Annotated in this window: 15 protein-coding genes; 6 read left to right on the forward strand and 9 right to left on the reverse strand. The window is 61.2% G+C overall.

Annotated elements, in window-relative coordinates; all coding sequences use genetic code 11:
- Positions 1 to 12 precede the first annotated feature (12 nt).
- The 7 genes from alr to WC421_00710 form a co-directional block, all read right to left on the reverse strand.
- A complete protein-coding gene (gene alr, locus WC421_00680) occupies positions 13 to 1,134 on the reverse strand; it encodes an alanine racemase (GenBank protein ID MFA5160739.1) in 1,122 nt (373 codons plus the stop codon).
- Position 1,135: 1 nt separating this feature from the next.
- Positions 1,136 to 2,527 carry a replicative DNA helicase gene (dnaB, locus tag WC421_00685; protein MFA5160740.1) on the reverse strand — a complete coding sequence of 464 codons (1,392 nt, stop codon included), beginning with the start codon at positions 2,525 to 2,527 and terminating at the stop codon, positions 1,136 to 1,138.
- A gap of 91 nt (positions 2,528 to 2,618) precedes the next feature.
- Positions 2,619 to 3,068, reverse strand: a complete 450-nt coding sequence (gene rplI, locus WC421_00690; protein MFA5160741.1) for a 50S ribosomal protein L9 — start codon at positions 3,066 to 3,068, stop codon at positions 2,619 to 2,621.
- A 63-nt stretch (positions 3,069 to 3,131) separates the two neighbouring features.
- Positions 3,132 to 3,428, reverse strand: coding sequence for a 30S ribosomal protein S18 (rpsR, locus tag WC421_00695; GenBank protein ID MFA5160742.1), 297 nt, complete (start codon positions 3,426 to 3,428; stop codon positions 3,132 to 3,134).
- A gap of 70 nt (positions 3,429 to 3,498) precedes the next feature.
- Complete coding sequence (locus WC421_00700) at positions 3,499 to 3,951, reverse strand: single-stranded DNA-binding protein (GenBank protein MFA5160743.1); 453 nt, start codon at positions 3,949 to 3,951, stop codon at positions 3,499 to 3,501.
- A 1-nt stretch (position 3,952) separates the two neighbouring features.
- Positions 3,953 to 4,294, reverse strand: coding sequence for a 30S ribosomal protein S6 (rpsF, locus tag WC421_00705; protein MFA5160744.1), 342 nt, complete (start codon positions 4,292 to 4,294; stop codon positions 3,953 to 3,955).
- 107 nt (positions 4,295 to 4,401) lie between these two features.
- A complete protein-coding gene (locus WC421_00710; GenBank protein ID MFA5160745.1) occupies positions 4,402 to 6,288 on the reverse strand; it encodes a hypothetical protein in 1,887 nt (628 codons plus the stop codon).
- A gap of 76 nt (positions 6,289 to 6,364) precedes the next feature.
- Here WC421_00710 and WC421_00715 point away from each other — a divergent pair, with 76 nt between their 5' ends.
- From WC421_00715 to WC421_00740, 6 genes are read left to right on the forward strand one after another with little or no spacing between them, the layout of a single operon-like run.
- Positions 6,365 to 6,829 (forward strand): prepilin-type N-terminal cleavage/methylation domain-containing protein, encoded by a 465-nt coding sequence (locus WC421_00715; GenBank protein MFA5160746.1) that lies wholly within the window; start codon positions 6,365 to 6,367, stop codon positions 6,827 to 6,829.
- Between the two features lie 57 nt (positions 6,830 to 6,886).
- Positions 6,887 to 7,144 (forward strand): hypothetical protein, encoded by a 258-nt coding sequence (locus tag WC421_00720; protein ID MFA5160747.1) that lies wholly within the window; start codon positions 6,887 to 6,889, stop codon positions 7,142 to 7,144.
- Between the two features lie 2 nt (positions 7,145 to 7,146).
- Entirely contained in the window at positions 7,147 to 7,641 is a 495-nt protein-coding gene (locus tag WC421_00725) for a cyclic nucleotide-binding domain-containing protein (GenBank protein MFA5160748.1), read from the forward strand.
- The gene (locus WC421_00730; GenBank protein ID MFA5160749.1) at positions 7,638 to 8,729 is read left to right on the forward strand and encodes an AI-2E family transporter; all 1,092 of its coding nucleotides are present in this window, start codon (positions 7,638 to 7,640) and stop codon (positions 8,727 to 8,729) included. The genes WC421_00725 and WC421_00730 overlap by 4 nt, the downstream gene beginning before the upstream one ends.
- On the forward strand, positions 8,729 to 9,460 hold the full coding sequence (locus tag WC421_00735) for a hypothetical protein (GenBank protein ID MFA5160750.1): 732 nt from the start codon (positions 8,729 to 8,731) through the stop codon (positions 9,458 to 9,460). The genes WC421_00730 and WC421_00735 overlap by 1 nt, the downstream gene beginning before the upstream one ends.
- Positions 9,457 to 11,652 (forward strand): hypothetical protein, encoded by a 2,196-nt coding sequence (locus WC421_00740; protein ID MFA5160751.1) that lies wholly within the window; start codon positions 9,457 to 9,459, stop codon positions 11,650 to 11,652. Before WC421_00735 ends, WC421_00740 begins: the two co-directional genes overlap by 4 nt.
- Here the strand turns inward: WC421_00740 and WC421_00745 are convergent.
- Entirely contained in the window at positions 11,624 to 12,685 is a 1,062-nt protein-coding gene (locus WC421_00745) for a prepilin-type N-terminal cleavage/methylation domain-containing protein (GenBank protein ID MFA5160752.1), read from the reverse strand. The two genes, WC421_00740 and WC421_00745, sit on opposite strands and share 29 nt — an antisense overlap.
- Positions 12,648 to 15,884 carry a prepilin-type N-terminal cleavage/methylation domain-containing protein gene (locus tag WC421_00750; GenBank protein ID MFA5160753.1) on the reverse strand — a complete coding sequence of 1,079 codons (3,237 nt, stop codon included), beginning with the start codon at positions 15,882 to 15,884 and terminating at the stop codon, positions 12,648 to 12,650. Before WC421_00750 ends, WC421_00745 begins: the two co-directional genes overlap by 38 nt.

The raw sequence follows: 15,884 nt of genomic DNA on the forward strand, positions 1-15,884 counted from the left end.
TGTTATATGGTATCAAAAAACCGGCGGCTGCCCCGCCGTGTATACGCGGGGAACGCGGCGGGTGAGCGCGCTTGTTATCTCGTACGGGATGGTGGCGGCGACGGAGGCGGCCTCCTGCGCGGTTACCGCCTCGCCGCCCTGCGCGCCGATAAGCGCGGCCTCGTCGCCCACTTTTGCGTCCGGGATGGGCGTAACATCCAGCATCGTCATGTCCATCGTTATGTTGCCCAGCACCCGGCAGCGGACTCCGCCGACCAGCGCGCAGCCGCAGTTGGAGAGGCGGCGGTTCCACCCGTCGCCGTAGCCTATCGGAATTGTGGCCACTCGCGTAGGCCTCTGGCAGCGGAAAGAGCGGTTGTAGCTGACGCTGGCGCCCGCGCGCATATCCTTTATAAAGACTATCCGGCTTTTCAGCGACAGTGCGGGGATGAAATCGCCCATCAGCCCGTAGGCGGCAAGGCCGGGCCTTATCAAATCGTAGCGGCTTTCGGGGATATTCAGCGCGGCGTAAGAGCCCGCCGCATGGCGCAGCCCCGGATTGATTCCCAGCCGGGCCATGTCGTCCAGCGCGTCGTCAAAATGCTTCAGTTGCAGCCGGGTGAAGGCCGCGTCGCAGTCCGGGCTTGAAAGGTGGGTGTAGACGCCCTCAATCACGGCGGAGCGGGACTGCGCCAGGAACTGCGCCGTCTTTACCGCCCCCGGCCTGCGGCTGCCTATGCGGCCCATGCCGGTGTCTATCTTGATATGGCAGCGCGCGGTTTTGCCAAGCCGGGCGGCGGCCCGTTCCAGATGGACGGCGGCGTCATAACCTGCCACCGTAACCGAAAGCCCGGCCTCAAGCGCGGCGTCAAAACCCGAAAACGGGTATATGCTGCCCAGCACCAGAACAGGCAGGCTGACGCCGGCGCGGCGCAGCTCCAGACCTTCCTCTATGCAGGAGACGCCGAACCAGTCGCAGAGCCCCTTTTCCTGCGCGAATGCCGCCAGGGCCGCCGCGCCGTGGCCGTAGCCGTCGGCCTTGACCACGAACATGATTTTGGTTCCGGCGGCGGCGCGCAGCGCGCGCAAATTGCTTTCCACGGCGGAAAGATTTATTTCCGCCCAGACGGGGCGCAGCGCGCCGGCAGGCTGCATATCAGGAGGGCAGCACCGCCGCTTCGCCGGTGAATTCGGCGCTGGCCGGTGCCGGGTTTGTGAACAGCGTGTATTCCCGCAGGAAATTAAGCTCTATGTCTCCCGTGGGGCCGTTACGCTGTTTGGCCAGTATGAGGGTGGCCTGGTTTTCCAGCGCAGGGTCGTCGCGCTTGTAATAGCCCTCGCGGTGGATGAGGGCCACCACGTCAGCGTCCTGTTCCAGCGAGCCGGAATCCCGCAAATCCGAAAGCTGGGGGCGGTTGCCGTCGCGCCCCTTGTCCTCGGTGCGGCGGTTAAGCTGCGACAACGCCAGCACCGGCAGGTTAAGGCTGCGGGCAAGGTCCTTGAGGTGGCGCGAAATCTCGGCCACTTCCTGCTGGCGGCTTTCCACGCGGCGCGCGCCGGCGATAAGCTGCACGTAGTCTATGATTACCACGCCCAGCTTCTTGCCTTTCTTCTTAAGGTCGCCGGAGAGGCGGCGCGCGCGCATCTTTATCTCGGTGATGGAAAGGCCGGGCGAATCGTCTATGAAAATATCCGCCTGTCCCAGCAATCCCAATTGCCGGGTCATGTCGGCCCATTTTTCGCGGCGGAACATGCCGGTGCGCAGCTCGTGCAGATTCACATGCGAGCCGAAGCACACCATTCTTTCAAAAATGCTTTCCTTGGACATTTCAAGCGAGAACATCGCCACCGGCGTATGTTTTGACAGCGCCGCGTGGTAGGCGATATTAAGCGCCATCGCGGTTTTGCCCTGGCTGGGGCGGGCGGCGAGAATTATGAAGTCGGATGGCTGGAGTCCGCCCGTCATCTCGTCCAGACGCTTGAAGCCGGTGGCCACGCCTGTAATGGTCTCTTTCTTGCGGGCGGCGGCTTCTATGCGCTCCATCACTATCTGGGAGAGCGAGCCCGCGTCTGTGAAGCCTTTAAGCTGCTGCTTCTGCCCCACGGCGAAAATTTTCTCCTGCGCCTTATCCACAAGCTCGTCGGGCTCGTTGTCCTCGCGGTAGCAGGATTCCACTATGCCGGTGGCCGCGTTGATAAGGTCGCGCATGGTGGCCTTGAGGCGCACTATGTCGGCGTAATGGGTCACGTGGGCGGCGGTGGAGACTTTCTCTATAAGCTCGGAGAGGTAAACCTCGCCGCCGGCCTCCTCCAGCTTGCCGGAGCGCTTGAGCTCCTCGGTAAGCGTTACCAGGTCAACGGCGCGGCTTTTGTCGTAGAGCGCGCGCATGGCGCTGTAAACGAGGCGGTGGGCGGCGCTGTAGAAATGCTCTTCCTGCACTATTTCGCAGGCGCGCTCCAGCGCGTCGCGCTCTATCAGCATGGAGCCAAGAACAGCCATCTCGGCTTCTATTGATTGCGGGGGAACGCGGTCTTTTGCCGTGGCCATAGTGTTTGTAGACAGCAAAACCCCGCAACTATCCGCAGGGTTTTGGCAGGTTTGACGGAATTGCCGGAGGCCCGTGGCCTCCGGCGTTAAATTACTGCGCCTTCGCCGCGATGCGGATTTTGACTGTCGCCGTTACGCCCTGCGCCAGCCGCAGGGTAACGTCGGTATCGCCCACGGTTTTGATGGGCGCGGCGATGTCCACGGCTTCCTTGGCAATCTCGTGGCCGGAGGCCTTGACGCTTTTCCAGATGTCGGATTTGCCTACGGAGCCAAAGAGCTTGCCGTCCTCGCCCGCGGCGCGGGTGAAAGAAAGCACCAGCCCCTCCATCTTGCCGGCGAGGGCTTTAGCCTCGGCGGTCTCTTTTGCGGCGCGGTCGGAGCGGCGCTGCGCGCCCAGCTTCCAGTTCTTCAGCGCGCCATCGGTGGCCAGTTCGGCCATGCGGCGCGGAAGAAGATAGTTGCGGGCGTAGCCGTCGCGCACATTTTTGACCTCGCCGGCTTTGCCCAGAGCGGGAACGTCCTTGCGTATGATGACCTTCATGTTAAAAACCCTCCTGGCGGCCTGCCCCGGGGCCTGTCGGGCCCTGCGGCGGCGGCAGTTTGTCTATTTCATCTCGTAGGGCAGCGCGGCTATGGTGCGGTTGCGCTTTATGGCCCGCGTTACCTGCCGCTGATGCCTGGCACATGTGCCGGTTATCCTGCGGGAGATTATTTTCCCGCTGTCCATCATGAAAGTTTTAAGGACGGGGATGTTTTTGTAGCTTATCTTCTCCACCTTGTCCACGCAGAGGCGGCACACCTTGCGGCGCACCTCGTAGCGGCGGCGGTGCATGGGGGGCCTGCCGTCCTGCGCTGGCGGCGCGGCGGGGCGCTTGATTTCCGTTTTAACTTCTTCCTTCATAACAGTCTCCTTGAAAAAGCGGCCTGCTCAATATCCCCGCGCGCGGGGATGCCGGACAGACTTTCGCAAATCAGAACGGCACGTCGTCCATCGCCTCGGGCGACGGCTCGGCCTGCGGCTCGGAGGACGGCTCGCCTTCGGCGTGAACCGAAGCTTCTGCCGGCGCGTCCGTTTCGGAGGCCAGCACCTGCAGCCGGCGCGTCTGCACCTGGAGGGTCCTGCGCTTCTGGCCGGACTTGTCGGTCCAGTCGTTCATCTCCAGGCGGCCTTCCACGTGCACGGGGCTGCCTTTCTTGAGGCGGTCGCGGCAACGCTCCGCCGCGGGGCCCCAGACAACTACCGGCACAAAACAGACGATTTCCTTCCATTCTCCGGAGGCGGCGTCCTTGTAGCGGCGGTTTACGGCGATGTCAAAACGCGCCCAGGCCTGCCCCTTCTGGGTGAAACGCACATCGGGGTCCCGCGTAAGCCTGCCTACCAGCAGCACCTGATTCTGTTCCGGCAGGCGCAAGGCTGCGGCCATCTTACTTCACCGCCGCGGGCTTGGGGGCCGGCTTTGGCGCGGCGGCGGAAGTTTCCTTCTCGTCGCTGCGTATGGCCATGAAGCGCAGCACCGTCTCGTTCACGCGCAACTGGGCGCCGAATTTTTCGCTGCACTGGGGGGTTCCCTTGAAACGCAGGAAAACGTAAAAACCTTCCCTGTTTTTGTCCACCTCGTGAAACAGGCGCCTGCGGCCCTGCTTCTCCTCCACGAGGACTTCGCCGCCGTCTGCGGCTATCTGCTTTTTGGACTTGTCCACGAAAGCGGCCACTTCCGCGTCCGAAAGCTGCGGCTTGAGTATTATGGTCAGTTCATATATGCGCATATGTTTCCTTATGTGTTTTCAGGCGGAAAACCTCCCTCCGCCCGGTGCGGTTCTGGGAAATCGCCGTCCGTGAATCCGTCCCGCGGCAAGCCGCAGGGACACATTTATTATAGCAAAAAAAGCCCCAGAACAAGCATCGCGCAGGCAGAAACCGCGCAGCCCGCGATAAAAGAGCGCGGCATATACCGCGCCTGCGCCTCTCGCGCGCCGGACGGAATGCGCAGCGACATGAAGCCGCACCAATCCTCCGGCGGGACGGGTTTGCCGTCCACTGTGGCGCGCCAGCCGGGATAATTCACCTGCGAAAACACCAGCCGCGCGTCTTTTCCCGGCGCAAAGCGCGCGCGCAGCCGGTTGCGCGAGGCGATGTATTCGGGCGGAGGCTGCGGCCCGTCAAAAAACGCGGGCGGCCTGGCGGCGGCGTTGCGCGAGAGTATTATTTCCGGCGCGCCGCCCTGCCCCGGAGCGGCGTCCACCACCACAGTGATGCGGGCGGCGTCCAGCAGGGCGCGCTTGTCCGGCGCGTCTTCCAGCCGGTCAAGGTACCACGCGCACTGAAGGGAGCGCATTTCCTGAAGGCTGCGCGCCTCGCCCAGGCCGAAAGCCGTTCCGTGAGAGGGCAGCAGCGTCTCCTTGACGCGCAGATAATCGGCCTTCTCGTATAACGGTCTTGCGCCCACCAGCCGCATGTAATTTTCGGTGTGGTATATCCTGCCGCCCGTATCCCGCGCGATGACAGACAACGGCGGCTCCTCCGTGAAAAATACCGGCTTTACCCAGGCGCAGGAGTTGAGCGCCGCCGCCGCGGCAAACACATCCGCCATGACCAGCAGAGACAGCAGCGCGGCCAGCCGCCCGTTCCGCAGCCCGGCGATGCCGCGCGCGCACAGCAGCCCCGTTATGAACACCGCCGGCAGCAGCCAGTGCGCCGGAAAGCGGAATATGTTAAACAGCGGCAGCCGGTAAAGCGGACACGTCGGCCCAAGCGACAAAACCAGCGCGGCAATGCCGGCCAGCGCGGCAAGCAGCGCGCGCCTGTCCCTTGCGGCCGCATAAACCGCCAGGCACAGCGCGGGGATGCCGATATAGAAGGAAAGGATGGCGGGGTCGCCGGCCCCGAAATCCGGCGTTTTCAGCGCCGGCGGGACAAGAACCTGAGTAAACAGCGCATGGAGCGGAACGCTGAACTTGGCAGCCTGCTCCGGGCCCAGAACCAGCCCGCGGGACGAGTTGCGCAGCATCTCCAGAAAAGGCAGCCATTGCGCGGCGGACAGGGCCGCCGCCAGCGCCGAGCCGGCGGCAAAGAAAACCAGTTTCGCCTTCCGCCCCCACAAAGCCAGCCCCGCCAGAGCCAGCGCGGCGATTATGCAGTAGGGCGGAAAACCCGCCAGCCACAGCAGCGCCAGCGAAACCGAGAAAGCGGCCAGCCTCCCCGCCATGAAAAAATAAAGCGAGGCCGCAGCCCACGCCGCCGCCGACACATAATTGAGCAGCGTTATCTTGGAAATCAGCGCCGGGTTGAATGCGATAAACACCGCTCCGGCAAGCGCGGCCCAGCCGCCTGTGGCGCCGGCGGCATCCGCGCCTGCCGCTTGGGCGGCGGCGTCCGCGCCGCCCGCCGCGGCCAGCCCCGCCGTTCTGCGGCAGAAATAAAACAGCAGCCCGAAGTGAAAAATCACCCAGAATTTCACAAAGCCGGCATAGCCCAGCGCGGCTGCGGCCCACATCGGCGGATACAGCATCATGGCCTGCGGATCCGCCAGCAGCGGCTCTCCCATGTTTTTCAGCGGATTCCACAAAGGCAACTCGCGCCGCGCGAATGCGTCCTTTACCGCCGTGGTGAAGGGATAGAAAAAAGCCAGGGCGTTGCCGTCCGCAGGCACAAGCCCGCCAAAAAACAGCTTGCGCCACACAATGACCGCCAGCACCGCAAACAGCGCAACCGCCGCGGCGGCGCGCGCATGGCGCCGCGCGGGCTTGATGGAAACTTTCATATCACATATAATTCTACCATAGGCAGCACGCATCCGATATGCGGATGAGGTTTGCCGTCTGTTACGCGGAGGTGGTATGCGCAAGAATGCAAGGCTGGGTTTTACCCTTATAGAACTGCTGGTGGTGGTTCTGATAGTGGGTGTGCTGGCGTCTATAGCGATACCGCAGTATTTCAAGGTGGTGGAACGCTCGCGGGTCAGCGAGGCGATGGCGCTGGCGTCTTCCATCAAATCGGCGCAGGAGCGGTATCTCAGCAACGGCGGGATGTACGGCAACGATTTCACCAAGCTGGACATTTCGTATCCGAACATGAGCACCAACTCCATCACGTTGAAGTATTTCACGGCGGCTGTCGCGCTGGCGGCGGGAAGCGGCGGCGCGCCGACGTATACCCTTACGATGACGCGGCACACGATGAGCACAACGGTTGCCCCGCGCTACGGGGTTTACGCGATAAGCGTAACAATGCCGCTTAAGCCTGTTCCAACGTCGGCGGCCTGCCCCGGCGGCTCCGGCCAGTGCGACGAGCTGCTCAGCTAACGCGGCGGTTTTCCGGCCCGGCGGCGCGCCGCCGGGCCGCTTGATAAGGAGAATTCTATGGGACTGTTTCTTGCGGTGTGCGCGGGCGTGATAACAATCTCCGTGGCGTATGCCGCGTGGCATTTCGTGGAGACGATGAAGCAGCTGCGCGCCACGGCGCAGGCGGTGGAATACCTGGCCATCAACGCCAACGACAAGGTGGAGGCGACGCGCGGCCTTTTCAACGCCGTCAGCGCCATCTCCAACACTGTGCAGTCGTTCTGGTTCAAGGCCGCGCAATGCGCGGCGGCGGTGGTAAGCGGCAGGGTGAAGTAGCGATGCCGCTCTCCGGCCTGTTTTCCTTCCTGCGCGACAAGGAGCACGCGGACAAGCGCGAGTTCCTGATGCAGCTTCCCATTTTCCAGGGGCTGCGCCAGAACGATTTCACGCATCTGGCCAAGGTGCTGGAGGAACGCTCCTATCTGAAAGGCGAGACGCTTTTCTGCGAGGGCGACATAGGCCGCGCGCTTTTCATAGTGGCCGCCGGCAACGTGCAGCTTACAAGGAAAACCGGCGGAGCGGACGCCGTGATAGCGGAAGTCCGCCCCTGCGAGATATTCGGCGAAATGGCGCTGCTGGAGGAAATGCCGCGCACCGCCGGCGCCATGGCGTCTGAAAAAACCAAAGTGTACCTTCTCTACAAAAACCGGCTGGAAAACATGATGCTGGATTATCCGGCCATCGGCGTGGTGATAGTCCATTATCTGGCCAGAACGCTTTCCTCCCGGCTGAGGGCGATAATGGAGCAGCAGTCCGCCGCGGCGGGGCAATGAACCTGTTTTCACAGAAAAGGCGCCCGGCGGAGATGGCGCTGCCGCTTGTGCTGGCCGCTGCGGCGGCGTATCTTGCCGTCTCGGCTTCGGCGGCGGTGTTCCCGTTCGTGCTGGCGATGGCGGTGGCGTATCTGCTCAACCCGGTGGTGGCCTTTTTTGAAAACAGGGGCTGCAAGCGGCTGCATGTCGTGGCCGCGATATATCTGGTGGCGGGGCTGGCTGCGGTGTGGGCGATATACTGGCTTTACGGGCTGGCCGTGCGCGAGGCGCAGCTTTTCCAGCAGCAGTGGCCCGCGTATGTGGACAAAATAAAGGCCGCCTCCGGCGCGCTGGAAAGCAGGGTCACAAAAGGCACCCCGTTTTCAAAGGAGATGTACGCCGGCTGGGTCGCCATAGCCGGGCAGAAGCTGGCTTCGTTTGCGGAGCTGCTGCCCATGCTGATTATCAAAATCCTGCCGGGGCTGACGCTTATAGTGCTGGTGCCGTTCATCGCGTTTTTCCTGCTTATAGACGGCTCGCGCATGCTCAACTCGTTTCTGGACCTGCTGCCGTCGCGCTATGTGGAGATGACGCTGCACATAATGTCCGAAATAGACCAGTCGCTTGGCAACTACCTGCGCGGCGTGCTGGTGGAAGCCGCCATACTTTTCCTGCTCGCGCTGGTGGGGCTGGAAATGCTGAATCTGGAATACGCGGTGGCCGTGGCGGTCATAATGGGCGTAAGCAGCCTTATACCTTATGTGGGGCCGATAGTGGGCGGCGCGCTGGGCGGCGCAGCGGCGTTCATGCAGTTTTCCTCGCCGGGGCCGGTGGTGCAGGTGCTGCTGCTGTTTGTCTCTCTGCGGTTTATTGACGACTGGTTCCTGCAGCCCTTCATACTGGAGCGCGCCGTGAAGGTGCATCCCATCGTGATACTGTTTTCGCTGCTGGCGGGGGCCGAGCTGTTCGGCATCTGGGGCGTGGTGTTTGCCATGCCGGTAACCTGCATGCTTAAGGTGTTCCTTTCCATAGCCATAGAGCTGCACCGCACCGAATTCGCCTGGAAGCCCAAGCCGGAGCCGACCCGCATCAGCATCCCCTACATCTGATGAAACGGTTCAGGACGCCGCTGCTCTGCGCTTTCGCGTTTTCGGCGCTTATGCTGGGCGCGTGGTTCGGCGGCAGGAAACTGTTTGCCATGGCCTGCGCCGCGCCGGACATCGGGTCCAAAATGAAACTTCTCAACGCCGCCGCCGCGCTGGGCTGCGCCGAAGCCGTGGCCGAGCGTGGTATCGTGAACATGCAAACCGGCAGGCCAGCCCAGGCATGGGCGGATTTCGGCAGGGTTATAAGACATTCCTCCGGCTATCCGGCGGCCTATATCTACAGGGCGGAAATAGCAGCCTCCTTCGGCAACCTCAGGGCCGCGCTGGACGACTACAATCAAGCGATGCTGAAAATGGAGCCGTACCTGCGCTCGCTTGCCCAAAACAGCCAGGCGCAAGCGCAGGCGCGCGCCAGAGGCTCCAATCTGGCCGAGGTGTCCCGCGGGCTTTACGGGCGCATTCTGCGCGGGCGCTGCGCCGTATACGCGCGGCTGAAACGGTTCGGCGACGCGCTGGTTGACGCGGGCCTCTGCGTTGAAATCGCGCCGGAGGATTGGCGCGGTTATGCCGCGCGCGCCGCCGCCTATTCCTTCATAGGCCAGGACGCGCGCGCGGCGGCGGACGTCAAAACCGCAGTCAAACTGGGCGCGGACAAAGAGGCTTACCTGCGCGAAACGGAGGCCTTCCCGCCGCAGGCGCGAAAACTGGCCGCGGCGTTTGCGCCCGCAAAATGAATACGAATACCCCGCCGCGCAGCGTCAAAATCATATCTCTCTCGCTGTGCGCCGCGTTCGCGCTGTTCGCGTTCCGGCATTTTCTGACGGGCCGCTTCCTTTTCACTCACGACAACAGGGCGATGCTGGCCTCCTTCCAGATTTTCTATTCCGCGCTGTTTTCCGGACATTTGCCGTTGTGGAGCCCGCAGCTAAACTGCGGCCATCCGCTGTGGCCTTTCGCGGAACTGCACGGCGTCTGCGACCCGCTGGCATTTATCGCATGGGCGGCGAATTATTTTGCCGGCGCCAATTCCATGCTGGCGCTTCAGCAGAGCGCCGCGCTGTGGCTTGCGGCATTCGGCCTGGGCGCGCTGCTGTGCGCGCTGCGCATGACGAAAAACTGGTGGGCCGCGCTTGCGGTGTTTCTGGCTTGCGCGGCGGGTCCGGCTATGGAGGCGGGCATAGCCCAGCTCACATTTCTGGCCCCGTACCGGTATTTTCCGCTGGTTTTGTGGCTGTTCATGCGCGCATGGGACAAGCCCTGCATTCTCAACGGCGTTCTGCTTGGCGCGGCGGCTTTTCTTGGCAATTTCGGCTATCTGACGATTTATCCGGCGCTTGCTTTTGCCGTTTTCGCGCCGGTTTACGCGGCGGCGCGCGGCGGCGCGCGCGCGGCGCATTGGAAGGCTTTCGGCGCGGCGGCGCTTGTTTTCGCGGCGGGAATTGCGCCAAGCGCGCTGGCCGCGCTGAAAGTCGCCGGCATGGCGCCGGTGCTGCGCCGGGCGTTCAACTACGGCTTCATGCTGGAGCCGCAGTTTGCCTTCGCCACGTTGCTTAGCCCCGTCCGTCTGGTTGCGACCTGGCAGGGCGGGCTGCATATCGGCCCCGCGTTTGCGGCTTTCGGGACGGCGGGGTTTCTGCTTGCGGCGGCGGATATTGCAAGGAGGAAAAACATCCCGCCGGAGGAAACCGCCTTCGCCGCGCTTTTTATAATTTGCATTGTTCCCGCGCTGGGGCTTTTCGGAATCGGCGATTATTTCAGGCATGACCGCACCTTCCTGCTGACAAGGAACTGGGGTTTCATGCTCACCCCCGCCATGCTGGCGCTGCTTATGCTGGCGCTGCGCGGTTTTGAGAGATTTTGCGCCGCGCCGGACCGGCGGCTTTTCATGGCGCTGCAACTGCCGCTGGCCGCCGTGGCGGCGTGTTTCGCCGCGGGCATTGACGCGCGCCATCTTCATCCGCCGTTCGGGAATTTCGCGCGGCTCTCGGAGAGCGGGGCGGTATTCGCCGCTTCAGCGGCGGCGCTGTATCTGGCCGCCTGCGCCGCGCTGTTATGGCTGATGAGACGGCGCAATCCGGGAGCGGTGTTTTTCGCGGCGACGGCGGCGGCGGTAATCGGCTACTCGCGCGGCTACGAAACGGTTCTTAACACGGATTTTGCGCCGGACAGAAGCAAAATTCCGGTTTACAGGGCGCAGCCCCCGCTTGAGTTTCCGCAATACCGGCCCTACGGCATTGACATTTACAAATACGCTGCCTATCCCATGATGGCGCCGGCGGTATACGGCGTTTTCACGGCTGTGTCGCCCGCCGTAGTGGTTTCAAAAGAGGATCCGGGACTGCTGCTGGGCATGGCCAATTTCGCCAGCCTGAAATACTACGACGCGCTGGCCGGCTGCTCCATGCCGGAAAGCTACAAAAAGAAAATTTTCGGCGTTACGGCGCCGGTTTTGCGGCTGGCTTATAACGCCGTCCCGGCGCATTCGCCGGAGGAGGCGTATTACGGCTTCCAGCACATCCCATCGCCAGAGTTCTTTGATGAATCCGCGGTGATTGAAAATCCGCCCCCGCAAGCGGGGGCGCTGCTTTGTTCGCCCGCCGGCTGGAAACGCAACCGGGGCAGGCCGGGCGGCGAGGTCCGCGCGCTCGGATACTCGCAGACGGAACTGCGCGCCGCCATTGAAACGGCACAGGACGCTTTTCTGGTGTTTGCGGATAATTACGATTCCGGCTGGCGCGCGGAAATTGACGGCAGGCCCGCGCCGCTTTACCGCGCCAACCTGATAAACAAGGCGGTTTTCGTTCCCGCCGGCAGGCACGAGGTTTTGTTCAGCTATTGTCCGGCGGGATACCTGGCGGCTTTTGTTTTGCGGCTGCTGGCGCTGCTGGCCGCCGCCTTCACCATATATCGCGGGCGACCGCTATAATCAGCTTCTCGTCCATGATAGGGCGGTTCATGGGGCCGGAGGCATATATCACGCTGCGCACCAGCACCTTCCTGCCCGCCGTGGGCCCTATCACTCCGACTTCAAATCCCGCCGGGAAAGTTCCGGATGTTGTGGCGAATGCGGGCACCGTGCGGGTATTGCCCGTCATGCCGGCGGTGTTGGCGGACACGCCGTACTGATACGCGCCGCCCATTATCCCCATCACCAGCGAGGTAAGCGTTTTCACGCTGTTTTTCTGCGCCTTGTGCCCGGGCGCGGAAAACACCGAGCCTGCCGCCGCCGACCCTGTGCCGGTTACCACCAGCGAGGAGAAGGAAACATTGTATGCCGACGCGGAAGAGTTCCAGCAATAGCGCACGCCGCCGTCATAGAGCGCCACTATGGATTTGGACCTTTTCTGCGAGTTTGAAATAGTGGTAAGCTGGCCGCAGTCCGCATAGGAAATGCTTTCCCATTCGGTGTTTTTATAGGTCTGCTTGCCGCCTATGGACGGAGAGCCAGACGGCGTCAGGTAATAATACGCGAATTTGTACAAATCAACGCGCACGGTGCAGGTGGAGGGGGTGGACGCGGAATCCGATATGTTGTCCATCACCCTGGTTTCGCTGTTATAGGCCAGCAGCATGCTGTTGCCGAACGCGGTCCCGTCAAAACTGGTGGTGCCCGGGGTTAGCGAGCCGTTCTGCAAAACCACCGGCAGGCGCGAGCCGATCATTTTCGCGGGGGCGCCGGTCATCATCATGTTGCTCAGCATCGCCGTTCCCATGGTGTCGTTCTGGAATAGCCGTTTGCACCGGCCCAGCCGCAGGTACATGCGATTTACCGTGTTCTCGTTCATGGTTTTAAGCGAGTTGAAAGCCTCAAAACCGGCAAACCCCTTGTTGGTGTGGTTGAGCAGCATTATTATGGCGGGCATGACAATAGCCATTATGGCGGCGGCAAGCACCACCTCCATAAGGCTGAAGCCCCTGCTGTCAGCGGTAGATATATACCTGCATCTGATGATAGGCATAATGAAGATTTACGTTGCCCCGGAAGGCCTCCACCCTTAATATATACGACCCGCGCTCCAGCGCGGCCACGGTCCAGACATAGGAAGTCAGCGCCGTAAGATGCGCCGAATCGCGCGCGCCCGCCGTTGTGGCCGTGTTGTCGGAGCAGAATTTCCAGGTCCTGCCGTTGTTGGTGGAGTATTTGACATGGTACATCAGCGTCTCGCTGTCGGCGTAGCCGGATGAGTATTCGGTTGTGTACGGCTGGCCGTCCCAGCGGGTCCAGCTTGTGTTCCAGCCGACGTTTATGGTCATCGGGTCGGTGAAAGTGTCGGCCACCGTGGGCGAGGAAATGGACACCACCGGCACCTGGGTTATCTTGCTGTCGCCGGTGTAGAGGCCGCCGTCCATGAAGCTGCGCAGCAGCAGCATTATCATGTATTTTCCAAGCTGCGAGGTGCCGAAATCCGACTGCGTTCCCATGCCGGAGACAACCACGAAAGCCGTTCCCGCGGCATTGGTCATGCGCACTATCGCGCTTGAATCATAAGAACTGTCGTAGGTGTAATACTTACGTGCGACGCTGCCTATGGATGGGATGTCTATGGTGGTGCGCAACGTGCCGGAATAGGTGGTGTCGCTCCATTCATTCGGGAAATTGTTGTTATAGTTGAGCGTGAAAGGCCGCGGCGTGTTTATTGACGAGAGCAGCGGGAAATTGAACATGGAGCCCACATCGCTTGCCAGCGAGGTTATTGTGCCGTTGCCGGTAACGCTGACATGCTCAAACGGTCCGTTCTGGGAAGCCGGTTTGCCGTTGAAGAAAGTTTCGCAGCCTTTGGATTGCAGCCGGAACTCGCGCACCCGTCCCAACTTCCATGCCGCATTGGCGGTATGCGTGGCGCGGTAATAGTTGGGAACGCCGGTCCGCAAATTCAGGTTTGTAGGCAGATTGCCTGGCGCGGCGGAAGTGTCGCCCCACACGGAGTAATCAGTATCGGGATACAGCTCTCCCAGCCAGGGGCTGCAATGCCAGGCATTGTCGGTGGTGGCCACAAGCCGGCTGTTGACCTTATTGCTTGACGCGCCGCAATAATTGACGATTTCGTTGACGCCGTAGACATCCGTTACGTTGCGCGTCGCCGACCAGGGCGTAACGATATACGGCACCGCATTGGGCAGCGGCTGCATGTCGCTGCCGAACTCGCCGCCGAAACCGTGGTAATAGTAGCTCCAGCCGTTCATCGTCGTCCAGACCGCGTGGGAGTTCAGCAGCCCGTTGCGGACGATGTACATATAGCGGGGCACGTCTATATCGTTGGCTGTTTCGCCCCAGCCGTTTGCGCCTTTTGAGAAATTGGTGTACGCGGCATTTCCGTTATAGCTGCTGTCGATTGAATCCGGGTCGGCAAAATACCAGTTGTAGCCGTTATTGGCTTTCACGTCCATGTAGGGACAGTATCTGGCATCGCCGGTAAGCTGGTACTGCTCTGTTATCGGAACAGTCGTGCTTATCCACACATGGGTTCTTGAAACATTGGAATACACCGTTCCGCTGCTTGCGGACGGCCCGATATAGGTGTCAACATCCCAGCGGCCCGGCGTCCAGCCGCCCGCCGGAGGCGCAAGCGATATAATCCACCGCGCGGTGTTTTTGGGGGTAGTGCCGGTCGTGGTCAAATCGGCGGTGAAATCCGCTCCTATCGGACAGGGGATATACTCCATGCCGTAAAGTTGTGCCGAACTGGCCAGGCCTTTGGTGGAACGTAGACCGCTGCACAGCTTGGTACCGTTTGTAAGCCGGATAACCGTGCATGTTGATGATGTCGCATCATAACGAACAGCTCCGGTGAGGCCATCCCCTTTTCGATCATTTATTTCGTAGTTGTTGTTGGCGTCGCCATCAATCCTTTGTGCGGTCAACAGATTCACGAGCGGCACGCTTGTTGACAACTGCAAGGTGATGTCATTAAGCGCGGCGGAAGGGTCGGCGGTGCATACGGCCTGGTCCGTTACATAAGCGTAAACGCGCAGTTTGACCGTGTCCGTGCTGGTGTAAAGTATTCTCTCGGGATGGGTTACCACGCGCCGGTTGGGAGAGTTCACCGGGTCTTTGGCCGCGTCGGAATAATTGTGCATAGGCGGCAGCGGCAGCAATTCGCCGTGCAGGTTCACCAGCAGAATGTTCCTGTATGGAGTGTCGGCCTGATTAAGCCGCTCCAGCAGCAGCCGCCAGCTCAGCTCCGGCGCAGGCTGGCCTATGGCCGCGGCGGAGGCAACCGCCAGGGCATAGGCGTCCTCTTCGTCCGGCTCGCGCATTGAATGGTTAAACTGGTCCGCCAGAGCATAGTTGTCTTCGTTTTTGCGTTCCCCGTCCACGTTGATTCTTCCGTTGATTTTGTCCCAAACGTAGAAATCATAATCGCTCCCGTCGCTCTGCTGGGTTTTGCCGGGATAGAGATATACAAGCGGGCTGGGGGAAACATTGGTGCGCGCCGCATCGTTGATATAAGGCATGTAATACTGGTCCCGCCCGTAGGAAAGCCGGGTTACCCAATGCGTGCGTATTTCCAGCCCCGGATTGCGGTTTTGCAGGTCCTGCATGACGGAGTCAAAAGTCGGCCTCATGTCGCTTATCGAAGACCACCAGCCCGCGACATTCTCTATGGCAAGAATGAAAACATCCATCACCTGCGTGGGCACGAACTGGGATTTGATGGTTTTGAGAATGGTCATCGCCTCGGCCAGCGTCTCGCCCGGCTGATTGGGGTTGGAGCAGGAGGCCTTGTACACCCGCGCATACACCCTGCGCGAGAACGGCTCCTCCGGCAGTTTTATCACCGAAATCTGGCGCAGGTATTTCCAGCTGTCGCCGCACTGGCCGTTGACATTGCCGCTTTCGGGCGAATCCGGCGAGGTTACGGAGGTGTTGGTGGTAAGTATGTTTTTGTACACCGCGCCGTCGTCAAAATCGTCCAGCACGGACAGGTCGGTGCTTTCCGAGCCGGAAACCAGCGAGCGCAGCTCCTCCAGCATCTGTATGGCTTTCTGGTTGGCGAAGGTTTTTTCGCTTATGGTTACGCTTTGCTTGCTCATGAAATTCTGTATCTGCATAAGCCCCAGCACCGCTATGGCCAGAATCACGCTGGCCATCACCACTTCTATCAGAGTGAATCCCGCCCGGCTGCGGGAAACGGGTTTGTTACGCTCTGAAAACAT

The organism is Elusimicrobiales bacterium, assembly GCA_041651175.1.
GTDB lineage: Bacteria > Elusimicrobiota > Elusimicrobia > Elusimicrobiales > Elusimicrobiaceae > JAQTYB01.